Genomic DNA, 15,464 nt, shown 5'->3' with positions numbered 1-15,464 from the left:
TTCCCGACAAGATTCTGGCGTAGGTTTTCCCGACATGAAGTTGGTGTTGGGAAAACCTACAGATGGGCGCCGAGGTCTAAAAATAAGACCAAAAGGTGGTGGATGGTCTCAAATGGGATTTGAAGGCAAAAGCCCAAAGAGAAGATATGGCTTTGGATTTGTGAACAGCAGCTACGGTCAGCAAATGGATGACACTGACATTGTTTCCGTTGAGAGGCTCACCGAAGGTGCAAGAACTCTCCTAAACCAGTTGGCCTCAGCAAGGCGCGACGTAATTTTGCTTCGTCATCGCCTTCAAACCAAAGGTCGGTTAACGCCAGCTGCCATTGCCGATCTTGATCGGGCAGACGAGGAGTTCCGCGTCTCAATCGAAAGAATGAGGGCGATCTGTGATCTCCAGGTGGATACCGTCACAAAGCTCAATTCTCTTCAGGAAGATGACGCATAACCATGAAAAATGAAAAAAATATTGAGATATTAGATCTCTCATACCGGGATCGCTTTGTCGCTGCCTACAAAATGTATGCAAGTGGTGTAGAGGATATCTCTTCATTTTTTGCAGCAGATGAAGCTGATGCATCTGATAAATCAATTGCGTCGATTCTTAGGGATGAATTTGCTCAGGCTCTGCATAGCTTCTCAATAAAATCAGTTATGATTGGTGGCTATCATGCACTAACTCAAGGTGAAGCAGTAGTAATTAGCGACTTCTTTGATGAGTATTCATTTGCCGAAATTAAAAATGACGACGCATTAACGGCTCTTTCAAAAATCCTTGAAGCGGCCCCATTGCAAAATAATGCCAATAAGTGTTTTGACCAAAATTTATTGGGCAGCGCGTTAGAATTATATGACTCCGACATTGAAATTGGCGCAGCGCTAGCGCTCAGCGACAACATAAGCAACAAAGATATAAAAGATATTATTGATTGCGAAAAAGCAGAGCACTCAATAATAAAAGAAAACTATTATCAAATGATATCGTTATGCGGAAGCGATTTTGATCGCCCACGGATATTTAAAATGGCTCATCTATTTCTTTCTTCTGTCCGGTCTCATTTTGAGCACGAAGAACTGCTTATACAGAAGTTCGACGATGTAAATTTTGAAAATCACTGCGCGGAGCATATTGATATCATATTATCCATTTCTGTTTTAATCGATGAAATTCAGGTTACCATAATTGCAGAAGAACTATTTACAAGAAAATTAAAATTTATCGAAGACCGCATAATGATGCATGCGTCATCAATGGATGCGGCGCTTATGAATGCCATACTTATAGGGCATTAATTTCTCAAGAACTGCTGGATTAATTCATGCGTACATTACGCATAATTACCTTGCAGATGCTGGCGAGCCTTGCCAAGCACCCTGACCGCCGTGGCGCGGACCCGGATCAGGTCGCGCATGGCCTCGTGGGCACCATCCGGCACCCAACCCGCCGTCATTCGCCGGCCCACAAATCCAGTTATGGGCGCAAATTTGAGTGTGCATCGGCGGAATCGGTCGTGGCCGGAATCGCTGAAGCGGGAGATCGTGGCGGCGAAGTTGGAGCCGGGGGCTTCAGTCGCGGCGGTGGCGCGGCACTACGAGGTCAACGCCAACCAGGTATTTGCTTGGCGGCGGCGATTTGGGGCGGCCGGCCTCGATATAATGACGCCGACCTTGGTACCGGTGGTGCTGACAGGAGAGGTACCGTCGCTCGCGCCTCCCATCACCCCGGATGATCGGATCGAGATCGAGTTGACCGGGGGCTATCGTCTTTGTGTCGGCGGAGATGCCTCGGCCGCGACGCTGCGGCGGGTTCTCGGCGTCCTGGAGCGGCGATGATCCCCATTCCCAGTGGCGTGCGGGTGTGGCTGGTGGCGGGGCACACCGACATGCGCAAGGGTTTCGACGGCCTGGCGGTGTTGGTGCAGGAGCGGTTGTCGCGCGATCCGCACTCGGGCCATCTGTTCGTATTCCGCGGCCGGCGCGGCGACCTGATCAAGGTGCTGTGGTACGACGGTCAAGGTGCTTCTTGCTGGGACCCAGATATTCGTCGAATAGCCAGCTTGTGGCGAACATCACCGAGAGCGCCAGAACGATAAAACGGACCTTCGTCAATTAAGCGCTCCGATGGCTCCGAGCCCATCCCATTTTTGCTGCTAAACACCTTAGCAAACGCCGCTGTCCGCATCCAGTCATCACCGATCATTAAATTTGACTCCCTATTTCAAACCTACGTAGGCTGATCATCCACATGGTTCGGTCTGCCTTAAAGGAACTCAGGCAGTGGCGACTTCAAAAATGCGGACAGTTCTGTTCGTTGATGACGAGCCTAAGGTCCTTGAGGGGCTTGGCCGCTCTCTATTCGATTACAGTAAGGCGTGGAACATGATTTTTGTGCCTGCAGGGGATAAGGCACTTGAGGTTTTAGATAGACAATCCGTTGACGTGGTGGTGACCGACCAACGGATGCCTGGCATGTGCGGGATTGAACTACTCGACGAATTCCAGAAAAGGGATCCCAGGGTTGTCAGGATATTGCTGACAGGCAACACGGACCAGGATACCGCGACGGCGGCCATCAATCAGGGCAAGGTCTTCCGCTTTCTCACCAAGCCGTGTCCCACAGCCACCCTGGTCGATGGGATCAACCAGGCGATCCGGCAACTTACGGATCAGGAAGATGCCGAGAAGGCCCACGCCGAGGATTTGTCGCGCAACAACGCCATGCTGAAGGCCTTGGCCGGAGACTTGACGGAGGCCAATCAGCAACTTGAGCGGCTGAGCTTCATAGCCGCCCATGACATGCGCGAGCCGTTGCGGCAGATCGCGTCGTATACACAAATGCTTGAGCGGCGATTTCCTAACCTCGTGAACCACGAGATGGCAGAGTATTTTCAGTTCATTGTCGCTGGTGTCAAACGTATGGACGGTATCGTCCAGGGGTTCTCAAAATATACCCAAGCGATCACCGACGAGCAAAACATCACTGATGTCAGTATCAGCCACGTATGCGCTTTGGTCCTGGAGAGCCTGAGCCACGCCATAGTGGAATCTGGCGCCCAGATACGGGTCGATGAACTGCCGGTTGTCATCGGCTGCCCGCGGGCGCTCACGCAACTGCTGCATCACATCATCGGCAACGCCATCAAGTTCAAGCATCCAGAAGTCTCTCCGGAAATCCGGATTTCTGTTGCAGACGGCAATCGGGACTGGACTTTCTCAGTGGCTGATAACGGCATTGGTATTGAAACAACCTCGCACAATATCTTCGATATTTTTCGGCGCCTTCATCGCCCGGGAGCGTATGACGGGCATGGCGTCGGGCTCGCCATCAGCAAGGGTGTTGTGCGGCGCCACGGCGGACGGATTTGGTACGAACCTAATCCGTCGGGGGGAACCGTTTTCCATTTCACTTTACCGAAAAAGCCGGTCCAGGATCTACAATGAGTAGAAAACCACATATTTTGTTCGTTGATGACGATCGCAATGTCCTGGATGGCCTTTCGCGGAACTTGGCGACAGAGGCCAGCCGATGGGACATGACGTTTTGCGATTCTCCCGAGGCGGCACTCGATCTCCATGGGGCCAGGCAATTCGATGTCGTCGTCGTCGACATGATGATGCCTGGGATCAACGGGATCGAACTTGTGTTGAAAATGAAGCGGGTCTCCCGGGGGAGCGTCTACATCATGCTGACAGGAGTCGCTGATATGGGCGTGGCGGTGGAGGCAATCAACCGCGCCGAGATTTTCCGATTTTTTCCGAAGCCCTCCGCGAAAAACCAGTTGTGCGAAGGGATTACGGCGGCTTTGGAGGTTCAGGCCAAGGATCCGTTCCAGGCGGGACCCGTTCCAGAAAAGATGGTCATGAACACCCTTTCTGACGGGGTTGTCATGTTAGATGACAGGGCTCAAGTCCTCTTCATGAACGCCATTGCAGTGAAATACTGTGCAATGGCCGATGGCCTTCATATCAGCGCCGACAGGATCATCAGGCTTGGCACCCCAGAGACTACCGCGCAGTTTCATGACTTGGTGCGCCGCACCGCCAATGGCGGGCTTGGTGGCCCCGTTCTTATCGAGCGGCCGAAACTTGGGTCGGCTCTCTCCGCCATTGTCAGCCAAGCGCCAACAACCGGGGATTCTGACGGAGCAGCGCAGAACGGACGGGTCGTTGTCTATCTGCGTGATCCCCTTAGCAAGTATATTCCCGGTGCCACGGAATTGGCGACGCTGTTCGGACTAACCCCGGCCGAGGCGCGGATCGCTCACTCACTCTTATTAGGGAGCTCTTTGGAGGAGGCAGCAGTCAACTCTGGCATCGCCGTTGGCACCGCCAGAAACTACCTCAAAAAGGTTTTTCTCAAGACCGGAGCCACACGCCAATCGGATGTTGTTAGAATGATTCTTAGCTACTTTTAAGTAGCCGCTATTCACTCTGCATTTGGGGCAGTCGATATCCAACTAGAGACATTCGACTCTTCGTGGTATTTTGAAGGCGTGTCATGGCTACCAAGTTGTGGGCTTGTAAAATTAAAAAGGGTGGTCGAAATAAATCGTGAATCGGAAATGGCCTCCTGAAGCGCCCAAATCAGCACCTCATGGTTTATTGGCTTGCTGAGAAATCGAACATTATGGCCAAGTTCACGCAGCGATGTGGCTATATCCCAGTGGCCGGACAAAACAATGGGGACTGTATTTGGAAACAGCTCATGAAGCCGATAAATTAGTTTCTTTCCATCCATTTCAGGCATGGCCATGTCAGTGACCACAACATCGACAATGTAATTTGACATAAAATCTATGGCATCAGCCCCGCTACTGGCGAAATTTATATCCAATTTGCTTCTGTATTGATTGAGGACACGGCTAATGGCCGACAAAACATTTGGCTCATCATCAACAAATAATAAGCTTGGCTTCTGCATATTGCTGACAACTCTATCTAATTATTTTATTTAAAAAACACGGGGCTGGTTCCGTTTATTTCACCAAAATGTCCTAGTAAAAACTTCATAAGCCGGAAGGTTGGTATGAACTCCGCTCTGATCGATGTTTCGTCGGCGTGGCGCACGATTGCCTGACAATCAACGAAGTCGCTCATATTTTGGAGGCGTGCAACGCGCAAGCTGATTTTATCCCCCGGCTTTCCGCCGGCGCACTGGAATCGGATACCTGAAACTGAGATATCGAAGATTGGGAATATCCGATTATCGATGACGACAACCATTCCATCGCCGAATCTGCGGCTATGTCGCCGTCGGTCCTTTCCGAAGAATTTTGGGTTTAGGGATACCTCACTCACGAAGCCATTGGAGGCAAACAGATTAGGCTGGGCCTGAGCGTTCATCCGATGTGTTCCTTTGGACAGCTGCCTGCCATCGCTATCGACGATCATGGGGCATTATCACCATCATCCACTGTGGCTTGATAAGTCCCATTTGGGAGTAGCTGGATCATTGGAAGCCGTTCACTTTCAGCCCAAAGCAATGGAAGATTTAATAATTTCTGAGGACAGCAATGATGGCTCTTCTCCAATGGGCCCCCCGATACAGCGTTCATATTCCAGAAATTGATGTCGAACATCAGGCATTGTTTGGCGTCCTTAATGATCTCTGGGCGGCTACGGAACGGGGCAGTGACAAGCAAGCCATCGTTGCGGCCATTCATCGTGTGTCCGAGACGATGCGAAATCACCTCCGCCACGAGGAGTCCCTCTTAGAGCAATGGGGGTATCCGCGGTTCAACGAGCATGTTCTTGAACATCAAAAGCTGCTTTTGCAGCTAGACACCCTAGTCGCCAGCGCCGTGAGCAATGACAAGCGTGAAATGGAGATCAACGAACTCGATTTCATCAGCAATTGGCTATGCGCCCATATTGAGAACAGCGACAAGGACTATGCCCGTTTTGTCGCAGAAAAAGAGGGCGGGGGCGAGATTGCGAAATCGTCGCCAAGCTGGCGACAGCGCATTGCAGCCAGTGTGACGTTGTCGCGCTCGGTCATGGCGGCTCTAATCCTGATTACGATGGCGGTGGATATCATCGTTGTTGGTCTGCTCTCCTATGGGCTGAACGCCACGAGGAATCTTCAGGAAAGAGAGATCCGCGCCACGGTGGAAAGCACGGCTCTTCTGCTGGATCACAACATTTCGGAATCTGTCAGTAAAATTGACCTGGTCCTCCATGAGGTCGAGGACTGGCTGGAGCATGGGCATAGTGTAAACGGACGCATAGAGGCCAGGGAGGCCAATAAGTTCCTGGATAACCGAAAATCATGGCTTTCGGGTTTGGCCAATTTTCGCGTAACTGATGAGCATGGCACCATCTTGTATAGTTCCGGCACCTCCTCCCCTGAATCAACATCCATTTCTGATCGCGACCACTTCATTGTGCATCGAGAAAATAAGCGTTCTGGACTTTTTGTCAGTAACCCCATATTGACGCGCATCGGCCATGAATGGGGCATCTCGCTATCTCGGCGCTACAACAACCCGGACGGCAGCTTCGCGGGTATTATATCCGCGACAATCCCCATCGATTATTTTAACAATCTGCTGTCGGCGGCTAATCTCGGGCCGAATGGTGTCGCCTTGTTGCGCGATGGTGATACGGGTTTGATCACCCGGTATCCAGCCAGTTTGTCGCCATCCCAGCAGATCGGCACCAAGGTTTTTTCAGACGAATTGGGACAGGCTATCGCCTCGGGCGATCGGGCTAGGTCTTTTCATACCCAACATACCGGCGACGGGATCGAGCGGCTCAACGCCTATCGCCGCCTGTCGGCTGCACCGTTTCATCTCGTCGTTGGGATGGGAACAGACGATTACCTTGCCCGATGGCGCTCAGATGTCGCCAAAGCCGTTGTCATCGTCGCGGCATTTTTACTGTTGTCGGCCGGTTCGGTCTGGTTGTTGTGGAGGCTATTCGGCCTGACCAAGAAGGCCAACAACTCGGCCCAGTTAGTCAGGGAAATCGCTAAGTCAAAGCAGCAACTGAGCGAGGCACACCGCATCGCGAGGCTGGGGTTCATTGAGTTGAACACCATCAGCGGTATCTATTCGCTTGGCGAGGGCACCCAGGACATGCTGGGTATCGATCCAACTTTGAAGTCAGGTTCGGAAGAAGACGTTTTTTCGAATGTCACCTCCGACGATAGGGCCCAGCTTGTGGGATTGCTTTCGGGCAAATCGGGATCATGCTTTGACCTTGAATTGCGGATCGGTGTGCGGACACTCCATGTCCTTGGCGAGGTCAACAGCGAACCCACCGCCCCCGCGATGATCGTCATGACGCTTCAGGACATCACCGACCGGATCATAGCCGAGCAAGAGCGGGCGGCCATGATCGAGCGGATCGCGGAGTCCGACAGAATGGAAGCCCTTGGCACCCTTGCCGGCGGCATTGCTCATGAGATCAATACCCCGACCCAATATGTCACTGACAATATCGCCTTTATGAATGACGGAATTTCCAGCCTCCTTGATCTGGCCGAGAGCGTGAAGGCTGTAAAATCAATGGAAGGCGATTTGGTCGGCGTGAAAAAAAATTTGGACAGCCTTGACCTCGACTTTCTCAAGGCGGAGTTGCCCGCTGCCGCGGCCCAGGCCCAGGACGGGACACTTCGCATCTCCAAGATCGTTCAGGCCATCAAGGAATTCTCATATCCCAGTTCCAAACTGCCACATCCCATCGATCTCAATCACCTGATTGACGTGGTTGCCACTGTCACCCGAAATCAATGGAAATATGTGGCGGATTTGGAATTCGACTTAGACCCTGACCTGCCGAAAATTTCCGCTATCGAAGGCGAGATCAACCAAGTGCTCGTTAATCTGCTGGTTAACGCCACGCATGCCATCGCGGAACTTGGCTCTTCATCTCTCGGTCGGATCGAAGTGAAGACGCAGAGTTTGGGTGATGGCGTCGAATTAACCGTCAGGGATTCTGGAGCCGGGATCGAGCCGGAAAATCTCAAGCAGATCTTTGAGTTGTTTTTCACCACGAAAGCTCCAGGCCAGGGAACAGGGCAAGGACTGGCGATTACCAAAGCGATTATTCATCGCCATGGCGGCCAGATCACCGCAGAATCCGAACCCGGGTCAGGTGCGTGCTTCCGTATCCGCCTGCCTCTTGAAATACCCGCGGCCTCGTTTGAAGACGCTGTTTGATCGTAAGGATAAGGTTCATGAGCACCTCCCTTCCCACCGTTCTGTTTGTCGATGACGAGAAAAGCGTCTTGGACGGCCTACGCAGAAGCCTTTATGGCCAACGCAATGAATGGAACCAGGTGTTCGCCGCCAGTGGCGCAGAAGCTCTCGAAATTCTTGCACGGGAGCAAGTGGCTGTCGTGGTCAGCGATATGCGCATGCCTGGGATGGATGGGGCAACACTGTTGGATCGTGTCAGAACGATACAGCCCGAAGCAGTCCGAATAATTTTATCCGGCTTTTCTGAGCGCGAAGCTATCTTTCGTACCATTGGCCCGGCACATCAGTACTTTGTCAAACCCTGCCCCCCTCATGCCCTGGCCGAGGCAATCAGACGCTCATTGGGCGTGCGTCAGATTATTCGATCAGCTGATTTGATGGCTTTAGTTGGGGGGGCGACATCCATTCCTGCCCTCCCAAAAGCTTTAACTGACTTGTTAAGTGCGCTGCAATCTCAAGAAGGGTCCACTGCTGAAGTCGCACGAATTATCTCATCGGACACTGGACTGACAGTCAATTTGCTTAAGCTGACCAATTCCGGATTTTTCTATCTGCCGTCATCCATTTCGGATGTAATGCAGGCCGTGAAGTTACTTGGTTTCGAAATGGTTCGAACTTTGAGCGTCCTCGGGACCGTGTTCGAGTCGTTCAGTTGTACCGGTATCGACTGCCTTGCCGTCAAGCAATTGCAAAAAAGAAGCCTGCAGATCGGGCTTTTGGCTCGCAGGATCGCTGAAAGCGACCGCCTTGACCCGCATGAAATTGATCTCATTCAATGCGCCGGGATGCTATCCCATGTTGGATCCCTGCTTTTATTTGCCAAATGCCCGGTTCCAATGGCCGAGCTACGTACCACGTTGGACCGCTCAGGCGGCGGCATCGTCGCGGCTGAACGGAACGCCTTGGGAGCATGTCATGCCGAATTGGGGGCGGCACTTCTGGGGCTGTGGGGGTTCACGGATCCGGTGGTTGAGGCGGTACTTTTTCATCACGAACCAAGTCGCTGCGAATTCTTCTCACCCCACACGATGGGGGCCATTACCGCCGTGCATGCGGCCCAGCATCTGGTGAAACCTTCTCCCGCAGATGAAGCGGGAAAAGCCGAATGGATCAATGGGCTGGATATAGTGTTTTTGCAAAAAACTGGAGCAATCTCCAGAGTTGAGGATTGGCTCGAGGTCGCCGAGCGGGCACGTGTGGAGTACGAGTCATGAAGCAGGTTGAAAAGATTTTGGTCGTCGACGATGACGTCAATCTCCTGGCGGGATTGCGCCGCCACCTCGGGCAGAAGTTTGATCTGCTGACTGCAGAAGGCGGCGCCGAGGCATTGAGGCTCGCGGACAGTGCCGGGCCTTTCGCCGTTGTCGTATGCGACATGCGCATGCCCGGCATGGACGGTGTTGAGGTCCTCCGTCGGCTTCAGGAGATATCGCCAGATACGGTTCGGATCATGCTGACCGGCAACGCGGACCAAAAGACAGCTATCAATGCCATCAATGACGGGAAGATTTTTCGTTTCTTCAACAAGCCATGCCCTATGGCGACGCTTACCGACGGCATCGAAGCCGCTCTCCGTCAGCACCAGTTAATTCAGGGCGAGCGAGCTCTTCTGGAAGGAACCTTGGCAGGCAGCATTTCCTTACTGAGTGATGTTCTGTCGCTTGTGGCCCCGGATATTTTCCACCGCTCCCGACGAATCCACGGCTGGGCTGTAGAGATTGCGCGTCATATGAAGCTTGGTGATCCGTGGGTTGTGGAAATGGCAGCGGAGCTGTCACAACTGGGGGCTATTGCCGTTCCTCCGGAAGTGATTGCCCGACACCATGCGGGGCAGCATCTTTCCGCGATGGAACAGGAGATGATCAGCAGCATTCCTGCCGTCGGAGCGACCCTTATCAAGAAGGTCCCTCGCCTTGAGCCGGTCGCTCGGGCAGTGCAATTCTCTGCTGGGGGCGAGCGTGATTTTGATCAACGTTCCCTGGCCACTCTGCCGGGGCGAATTCTCAAAGTACTGCTCAATTTGGATCGAATCGCTGGAGCTAATCCGTCCAAAGAGGCTCTTGTCGCACTCGAAAAGGAGGGCGGATATGATCTCGCTGTTCTTGCCGCAGTTGGGGCCTGTCTTTTAACCCCTGGCGGTCACTCTGATGACGGGGCCGAAATTCGCGTTGCTGTTCCAGCATCAGGCATTTGCGCTGGTGATATCTTGGTGAGTGACTTAACGCTGGAGAGCGGACGACTGGTGCTCGCCGCCGGAGAAACCATCAGTGATTTGCTGTTTCTCAGACTACAGAACATCAACAGCATGGCGCGGCTGAAAGAGCCCATCATGGTGCGCCGCTTTGCCTCGAGGCCCAGGGCAAAATAATCGGGAGAGAGTTATGCCGGGTTGTCGTAAGGCAATTGCCATCTTGATGTTCGCTATGACGGTCTGGTGCTCAGAGGGTGGGGCTGGTGATGCGCCGACATACACTATCTCGGTCGTACCCCAGTTCGATCATCGGCGAATTGAGGCCATTTGGCGTCCAATTATCGAACGGCTTGAGCCCATGACGGGCTTTCGCTTTCAGCTGGTGATGGAACCGACCATTCCGGCCTTTGAAAAAGCTCTAAATGCCGGGGCTTATGACTTCGCCTACATGAATCCCTATCACTACGTGGTCGCCCATCGCCGTCAGGGATATCAGGCCATCGTCCGCGACGTGGAAAACGATCTTTATGGCGTCGTTGTTGTGGCGAAAGGCTCTGGCCTGACCAACGTTGCGATGCTAGACGGCCGGAAGGTCGCGTTCCCCGCGCCCAATGCCATGGGAGCTTCGTTGATCCCACGTGCCGAATTCATCCGCAAGTTTCATATTAAGATCTCCGAGGTCTATGTGAAGTCGCATGATTCGGCCTATTTAAACGTCTTACTGGGCCAGACGGATGCGGCGGGAGGTATCCGCGTGACCTTCGATCAGCTAAAGCCGGAAATCCGAGATGGCTTAACCATCATTCACGAAACCGAACGCTTTCCGCCGCACCCACTGGCGGCTCACTCGCGAGTTCCTGCCGCAGCTGTCGTTCGTATCCAGCAGGCATTGCTGGAACTCGGACGAGACCGTCAGGGGCTGAGGCTTCTTGCCGAGGTCCCGATCAAGTCGGTCGGGCCCGCCAGCGATCAGGAGTATGAGACCTTGCGCCATCTTGGGCTGGAGGCGTTTTACGTCGACCAATGAATATTCGCGTCAAGCTTCTCGTTCCTCTTCTCCTTGTCGCGGCCAGCGTACTTGCGGTCATGCATTTCCTCGCCTTCGCCTCATTGAAGCAGATGCTGGTGGTGGAACGAGTGAATGGAGAGAAGCGCGCGCTGACCCTGGTTGGTTTGGCCATCGTCCCAGACCTTCTGGTTAGCGATTTGGCCAAGATATACGAGACGCTCTCCGAAGTTGAGCAAAACCATCCCTGGTGGCGATCTTTGACTCTGACGACCCCAGCGGGAAAGCAACTCTATCCCCTGGGGAAGGCCGAGCAGATTGAGGCGATGACCCGGCTCAGCGTTCCGTTGGCAGGGGTGGGGCGGTCATTGGGAATGCTAACGGTCGATCTAGAGGAAAACAGCCTAGTGGCTCCTGCCATCAGCGTCTTACGGCGACTAGAACTGATGGTCGCACTGATCTTGCTGTTTGGAACCTTGGCTGTGGTGTGGCAGCAAAATAAATCGGTCATTCAGCCGATAAAGAACTTGGCCAAAGCCAGTCATCTTCTGAGCGAAGGCAACTACGACGTCAGCTTACCCATCCCGTCCGGTGATGAGATAGGAAAGTTGGTCAGCAACTTCGATATCATGCGTCATGCAGTCGGCAGCCGTGAAACCGCACTTCGGCAAAGTGAGCGCTGGCTGGAAGCGGTCATCGATAATTCAACGGAAGCTATCCTGACGTTGGACGATCAAGGCAGAATCCAATCATTCAATCGTGCCGCCGAACGCATTTTTGGAGCTCCGGCCAGCAGGGCTATTGGAGCTCATTTTGATCAACTGGTTCCGCTTGAATCCATGGTGGAGGGGGGAAGCGCGGAGATCGAGGTTGCACGATTTGATGCCAGTCGGTTTCCGGCATTAATCACGGCCAGTCGAGTTTCGGCAGGTGGCCTGAGCATGGTGGTGGCGACCATCGGGGATCTAACCCAGAGGCGCCAGTACGAACGGATCCGTGCAGATCAGCATGCCGAGTTGGAGCGTCTCGTGACCGAGCGTACCGTGGCTCTCAAGGAAGCCCAGCGCGAGGCTCTGCAGGCATCTCGCCTAGCCAGTGTCGGACAATTGGCGGCAGGTATTGCGCACGAGATAAACACCCCGATCCAGTATATTGGCGACAATCTCAACTTCATTCAGGATGCCACCAAAAACATCCTCCCCCTTCTAGACGAAGCGCGAAAACTGGCTAGCAATTCGGAGCATTTCTCCAACGGCGATCCGCTTATTCGGGAATATTTCGACCGCGTTGATCAGGCCGATCTAGACTTTTTGATGAATGAACTGCCTCCTGCTATTTCCCAGTCCCTGGAGGGAGTGACGCAGGTTTCAAGAATCGTGTTATCCATGAAGGAGTTTTCCCACCCAGGAACGACCCAGAAATCAGCGGTCGACATAAATCGAGCCTTAGAAAACACCGTGACGGTTTCACGGAATACATGGAAACATATCGCAAATCTTGATGTCAAACTTGACCCCAAACTGCCAAGAGTTAATTGTCACCCAGGCGAAATAAATCAAGTATTTTTGAACCTTATCATCAATGCCGCACATGCAATCGATGAATCAGGAAAACCTAAGCCCGGCAAAATTACTGTCGAAACGTTTAGTGCCGGGGATTTTATCGAAGTCCGCTTTTCCGACAATGGGACCGGCATACCGGACGACATCAAGGACCGGATTTTTGACCCCTTCTTCACCACCAAGGACGTGGGAAAGGGTACCGGTCAAGGGCTGGCCATTTGCTATGATGTCGTCGTCGTTAAGCACGGTGGCCAAATTGTCGTGGGGGGGGCGAACGGGGAAGGAGCCGTATTCACAATCCGGCTTCCGGTGGCATAGTTCTCCAGGTCCAGGGAGCCGACGCAGAGTGAATGGGTCATGAGCCTGGAAGACGGAGTCTTGCCCTCATTCATTCTTCCTCGGCTTTCTCGTTGGCCTGATAGGGAGCCCACGCTAAAACATTCGCGTTCGCAGAGTCGCACTGTTTTGATATGGACGCACCGGTCACTCGCTGAGCAACCAGGCCGTTGATGCTAAGCATTCCGGTCTTAATCAACTTCCAGCTGACCTGAATACAGGCTGAGCGCGGAATTTCGTCTACTTGGATATTGCCGTCCTTAGCCGACAGTTTTCCGCCGTAAACATTGCTCGCGCTAGTGATATTCCCCTGTGCAGCCATTTGCATTTGCGAGATCAATTCGGACGCATTGGCGTCGTTGGGAGGCTGTGAGGATTTGTTGGAGTAGAAGAATGCCAGCCCTCCTGCAGCGCCAAGGAAAATGGCTATAACGGCGGCGGTTCTGAGCATGCGAAAGCGCCGCCGCTTTCTGGACGACATGGCCTTCTGGCCGTTCGCTGACATGCGCGAAGAACTGCTAATGGCTGTATTGCGGATAGCGGCCTTCTGCGTCGGCATGGAAGAACCGGCGTGTTCATCCGCCGCCGCCATGTCGCTGACAGGCGGATTGCTATTATCCTCCAAAGGCTTTTTCTCTTCGGCCGGGGGTACTTCAAGGCATTGGCGGATTTTCTCAAATATTTCCAGATCGTACTGTGCCTTCTTAGCCTCTAAGAGAGCGAATGCGTTTTTGTCGGGCGCTCCGGCCACTTCGACGGCTTCGCTAAGGTCTTTAAGCACCTTGAGGATCCGCGCATCCCGAGGAATACCCGCTCCAACAGGGCCGTCGTCAGGAAAGCCGCTGCCGTCAAATCCACGATCCTGGAGGTAGATGGATTCGGCAACCTTCCCCAAACGTGGAATATTGATAACGAGGTTGCGGGCAATTTCCGGGGCGCCGTCCAAAGTAGACTGTTCTTCCGCACTCAGGGATCGGCCAGCGTGCCGCTTTTGAACCAATTCGAGCGGGACCGATAACTGCCCAATTAATGCAAGGGACGACGCAATTTCCAACTGCCAGTGACATGGGAATTGGCCATCAACCGTCAGCTTCCTGACATAATCACGTATCCGTTTGGCCTGCCTTGATATAATTGGATTGGTAGAAGACACGAGATCAATGAGAACCTTGATACTGCCAGCCAGGGTCTTTTCCAGAATCTCGTGTTCGGCCTGAAGCATTTTGAATTTTGTGATAGCTTCATTTATTCCTATTTCGAGAGTCGGAATTGGACATGGTTTATTATAGAACCTGAAAATATGGCCGCTGTTGATGGCATTGATCGTTGTTTGCTGGTCTGAATTTCCCGTCAACATCAACAAGACGGTATGGGGCGAAATCTCGTGAATGTGGGCCAGTGTCTGAAGCCCATCCATTTCAGGCATCCGCATGTCGCAGACAACGACGGCAAAAGGCGCGTTCCTCGCTTGAGCTGTTCGTGCCACCTCAATAGCTTCCGGTCCGCCTTGGGCTGTTACCAGATTAAATTTACCAACAAGCTGGCGACGCAGAGACAAAAGCAAATTGGCGTCATCATCGACAATAAGAACCGGTCCTTCCATTGGCCGTATCCCTTATTTGAAAATGCACTAACATTTACAGATCACTTTCACTACAGCAATTTGCAATACTCAACAAGTAACTTCATATTCAATCATTTTATGGCGCCACATTGTTTTGTAATGCGGTGAATTATAACATTGATTTACTTAATTTTACAACTATCTACAATATACTTTAGCGAACATTCTTTCTTCCATGGACTCCCGGTCGCCAACTCAACCATCGCTGACTTGCAGGATTCCGGCACCATATAAATGGCCCCAGATGGCACATATGATGCGCGCGTTTTTATTCTGACATTTGAAGCAACAGTGATGTCAGTAACTATAGTTGAATACACCGTACCGCAGGTCCGGATGTACAAAATGACGCCTATATCTATTTTTTTATGAGTGATTTCCATTGATGCCTGCCGCGCATCAGAGCTGCTATCAATGGTACATTGCCTGCAGTTTTGTTTCTCCTCTAGTCCCGTTTGCCACTACGACTAGTGCACTGACTCATTCAGAAGATGCAGGCAAGCGGGAGAGTTTTTCGAAGATGCCCTCTGCGGTCTTGGTCCAG

General features: G+C 52.6%; 14 protein-coding genes and 1 pseudogene. 11 read left to right on the top strand and 4 right to left on the bottom strand.

What is annotated here, in order from left to right:
• The first annotated feature begins 34 nt into the window (after window positions 1-34).
• Complete coding sequence (locus CU669_RS21060; protein WP_146747700.1) at window positions 35-448, top strand: hypothetical protein; 414 nt, start codon at window positions 35-37, stop codon at window positions 446-448.
• Window positions 449-450: 2 nt separating this feature from the next.
• A complete protein-coding gene (locus CU669_RS08520) occupies window positions 451-1,293 on the top strand; it encodes a hemerythrin domain-containing protein (protein WP_112143721.1) in 843 nt (280 codons plus the stop codon).
• Window positions 1,294-1,340: 47 nt separating this feature from the next.
• Here CU669_RS08520 and CU669_RS22015 read toward each other — a convergent pair.
• A pseudogene (locus tag CU669_RS22015) lies at window positions 1,341-1,451 on the bottom strand (IS110 family transposase); the annotation flags it as partial.
• A 40-nt stretch (window positions 1,452-1,491) separates the two neighbouring features.
• Between CU669_RS22015 and tnpA the strand changes: the two are divergent.
• From tnpA to CU669_RS08500, 4 genes are all read left to right on the top strand, one after another.
• Window positions 1,492-1,833 (top strand): IS66-like element accessory protein TnpA, encoded by a 342-nt coding sequence (gene tnpA / locus CU669_RS22010; RefSeq protein ID WP_407671569.1) that lies wholly within the window; start codon window positions 1,492-1,494, stop codon window positions 1,831-1,833.
• A complete protein-coding gene (gene tnpB / locus CU669_RS08510; protein ID WP_112143719.1) occupies window positions 1,830-2,093 on the top strand; it encodes an IS66 family insertion sequence element accessory protein TnpB in 264 nt (87 codons plus the stop codon). Before tnpA ends, tnpB begins: the two co-directional genes overlap by 4 nt.
• Window positions 2,094-2,292: 199 nt before the next feature.
• Window positions 2,293-3,441: an ATP-binding protein gene (locus tag CU669_RS08505; RefSeq protein ID WP_112143717.1), complete on the top strand. Its 1,149-nt coding sequence runs from the start codon at window positions 2,293-2,295 to the stop codon at window positions 3,439-3,441.
• Entirely contained in the window at window positions 3,438-4,415 is a 978-nt protein-coding gene (locus tag CU669_RS08500; RefSeq protein WP_112143715.1) for a DNA-binding response regulator, read from the top strand. Before CU669_RS08505 ends, CU669_RS08500 begins: the two co-directional genes overlap by 4 nt.
• A gap of 11 nt (window positions 4,416-4,426) precedes the next feature.
• Here the strand turns inward: CU669_RS08500 and CU669_RS08495 are convergent, their stop codons facing one another.
• Together CU669_RS08495 and CU669_RS08490 are read right to left on the bottom strand one after the other, a co-directional pair.
• Window positions 4,427-4,921 (bottom strand): response regulator, encoded by a 495-nt coding sequence (locus CU669_RS08495; protein ID WP_112143713.1) that lies wholly within the window; start codon window positions 4,919-4,921, stop codon window positions 4,427-4,429.
• Between the two features lie 26 nt (window positions 4,922-4,947).
• Window positions 4,948-5,391 (bottom strand): PilZ domain-containing protein, encoded by a 444-nt coding sequence (locus tag CU669_RS08490; RefSeq protein ID WP_112143711.1) that lies wholly within the window; start codon window positions 5,389-5,391, stop codon window positions 4,948-4,950.
• A gap of 122 nt (window positions 5,392-5,513) precedes the next feature.
• Between CU669_RS08490 and CU669_RS08485 the strand changes: the two genes are divergently transcribed.
• From CU669_RS08485 to CU669_RS08465, 5 genes are read left to right on the top strand one after another with little or no spacing between them, the layout of a single operon-like run.
• A complete protein-coding gene (locus CU669_RS08485; RefSeq protein WP_112143709.1) occupies window positions 5,514-8,162 on the top strand; it encodes a bacteriohemerythrin in 2,649 nt (882 codons plus the stop codon).
• 17 nt (window positions 8,163-8,179) lie between these two features.
• On the top strand, window positions 8,180-9,415 hold the full coding sequence (locus CU669_RS08480; RefSeq protein ID WP_112143707.1) for an HDOD domain-containing protein: 1,236 nt from the start codon (window positions 8,180-8,182) through the stop codon (window positions 9,413-9,415).
• Window positions 9,412-10,569 carry an HD domain-containing phosphohydrolase gene (locus CU669_RS08475; protein WP_112143705.1) on the top strand — a complete coding sequence of 386 codons (1,158 nt, stop codon included), beginning with the start codon at window positions 9,412-9,414 and terminating at the stop codon, window positions 10,567-10,569. The genes CU669_RS08480 and CU669_RS08475 overlap by 4 nt, the downstream gene beginning before the upstream one ends.
• Before the next feature lie 13 nt (window positions 10,570-10,582).
• Window positions 10,583-11,419: a phosphate/phosphite/phosphonate ABC transporter substrate-binding protein gene (locus CU669_RS08470; RefSeq protein WP_112143703.1), complete on the top strand. Its 837-nt coding sequence runs from the start codon at window positions 10,583-10,585 to the stop codon at window positions 11,417-11,419.
• The gene (locus CU669_RS08465) at window positions 11,416-13,278 is read left to right on the top strand and encodes an ATP-binding protein (RefSeq protein WP_112143701.1); all 1,863 of its coding nucleotides are present in this window, start codon (window positions 11,416-11,418) and stop codon (window positions 13,276-13,278) included. The genes CU669_RS08470 and CU669_RS08465 overlap by 4 nt, the downstream gene beginning before the upstream one ends.
• 70 nt (window positions 13,279-13,348) lie before the next feature.
• Here CU669_RS08465 and CU669_RS08460 read toward each other — a convergent pair whose 3' ends face one another.
• Window positions 13,349-14,899, bottom strand: a complete 1,551-nt coding sequence (locus CU669_RS08460; protein ID WP_112143699.1) for an HD domain-containing phosphohydrolase — start codon at window positions 14,897-14,899, stop codon at window positions 13,349-13,351.
• Between the last annotated feature and the right edge of the window lie 565 nt (window positions 14,900-15,464).

Source organism: Paramagnetospirillum kuznetsovii (genome assembly GCF_003284725.1).
Lineage (GTDB): Bacteria > Pseudomonadota > Alphaproteobacteria > Rhodospirillales > Magnetospirillaceae > Phaeospirillum > Phaeospirillum kuznetsovii.
The sequence above is the reverse complement of the archived record's forward strand: the minus strand, read 5'-3'. Positions and strand labels throughout refer to the sequence as shown.

Coding starts and splice junctions, on each gene's coding strand:
- CU669_RS08480 (WP_112143707.1), top strand. CDS start 8,180: ATGAGCACCTCCCTTCCCACCGTTCTGTTTGTCGATGACGAGAAAAGC.
- CU669_RS08470 (WP_112143703.1), top strand. CDS start 10,583: ATGCCGGGTTGTCGTAAGGCAATTGCCATCTTGATGTTCGCTATGACG.
- CU669_RS08465 (WP_112143701.1), top strand. CDS start 11,416: ATGAATATTCGCGTCAAGCTTCTCGTTCCTCTTCTCCTTGTCGCGGCC.
- CU669_RS08490 (WP_112143711.1), bottom strand. CDS start 5,391: ATGATCGTCGATAGCGATGGCAGGCAGCTGTCCAAAGGAACACATCGG.
- CU669_RS08500 (WP_112143715.1), top strand. CDS start 3,438: ATGAGTAGAAAACCACATATTTTGTTCGTTGATGACGATCGCAATGTC.
- CU669_RS08485 (WP_112143709.1), top strand. CDS start 5,514: ATGATGGCTCTTCTCCAATGGGCCCCCCGATACAGCGTTCATATTCCA.
- CU669_RS08475 (WP_112143705.1), top strand. CDS start 9,412: ATGAAGCAGGTTGAAAAGATTTTGGTCGTCGACGATGACGTCAATCTC.
- CU669_RS08460 (WP_112143699.1), bottom strand. CDS start 14,899: ATGGAAGGACCGGTTCTTATTGTCGATGATGACGCCAATTTGCTTTTG.
- CU669_RS08520 (WP_112143721.1), top strand. CDS start 451: ATGAAAAATGAAAAAAATATTGAGATATTAGATCTCTCATACCGGGAT.
- CU669_RS21060 (WP_146747700.1), top strand. CDS start 35: ATGAAGTTGGTGTTGGGAAAACCTACAGATGGGCGCCGAGGTCTAAAA.
- CU669_RS08505 (WP_112143717.1), top strand. CDS start 2,293: ATGCGGACAGTTCTGTTCGTTGATGACGAGCCTAAGGTCCTTGAGGGG.
- CU669_RS08495 (WP_112143713.1), bottom strand. CDS start 4,921: ATGCAGAAGCCAAGCTTATTATTTGTTGATGATGAGCCAAATGTTTTG.
- tnpB (WP_112143719.1), top strand. CDS start 1,830: ATGATCCCCATTCCCAGTGGCGTGCGGGTGTGGCTGGTGGCGGGGCAC.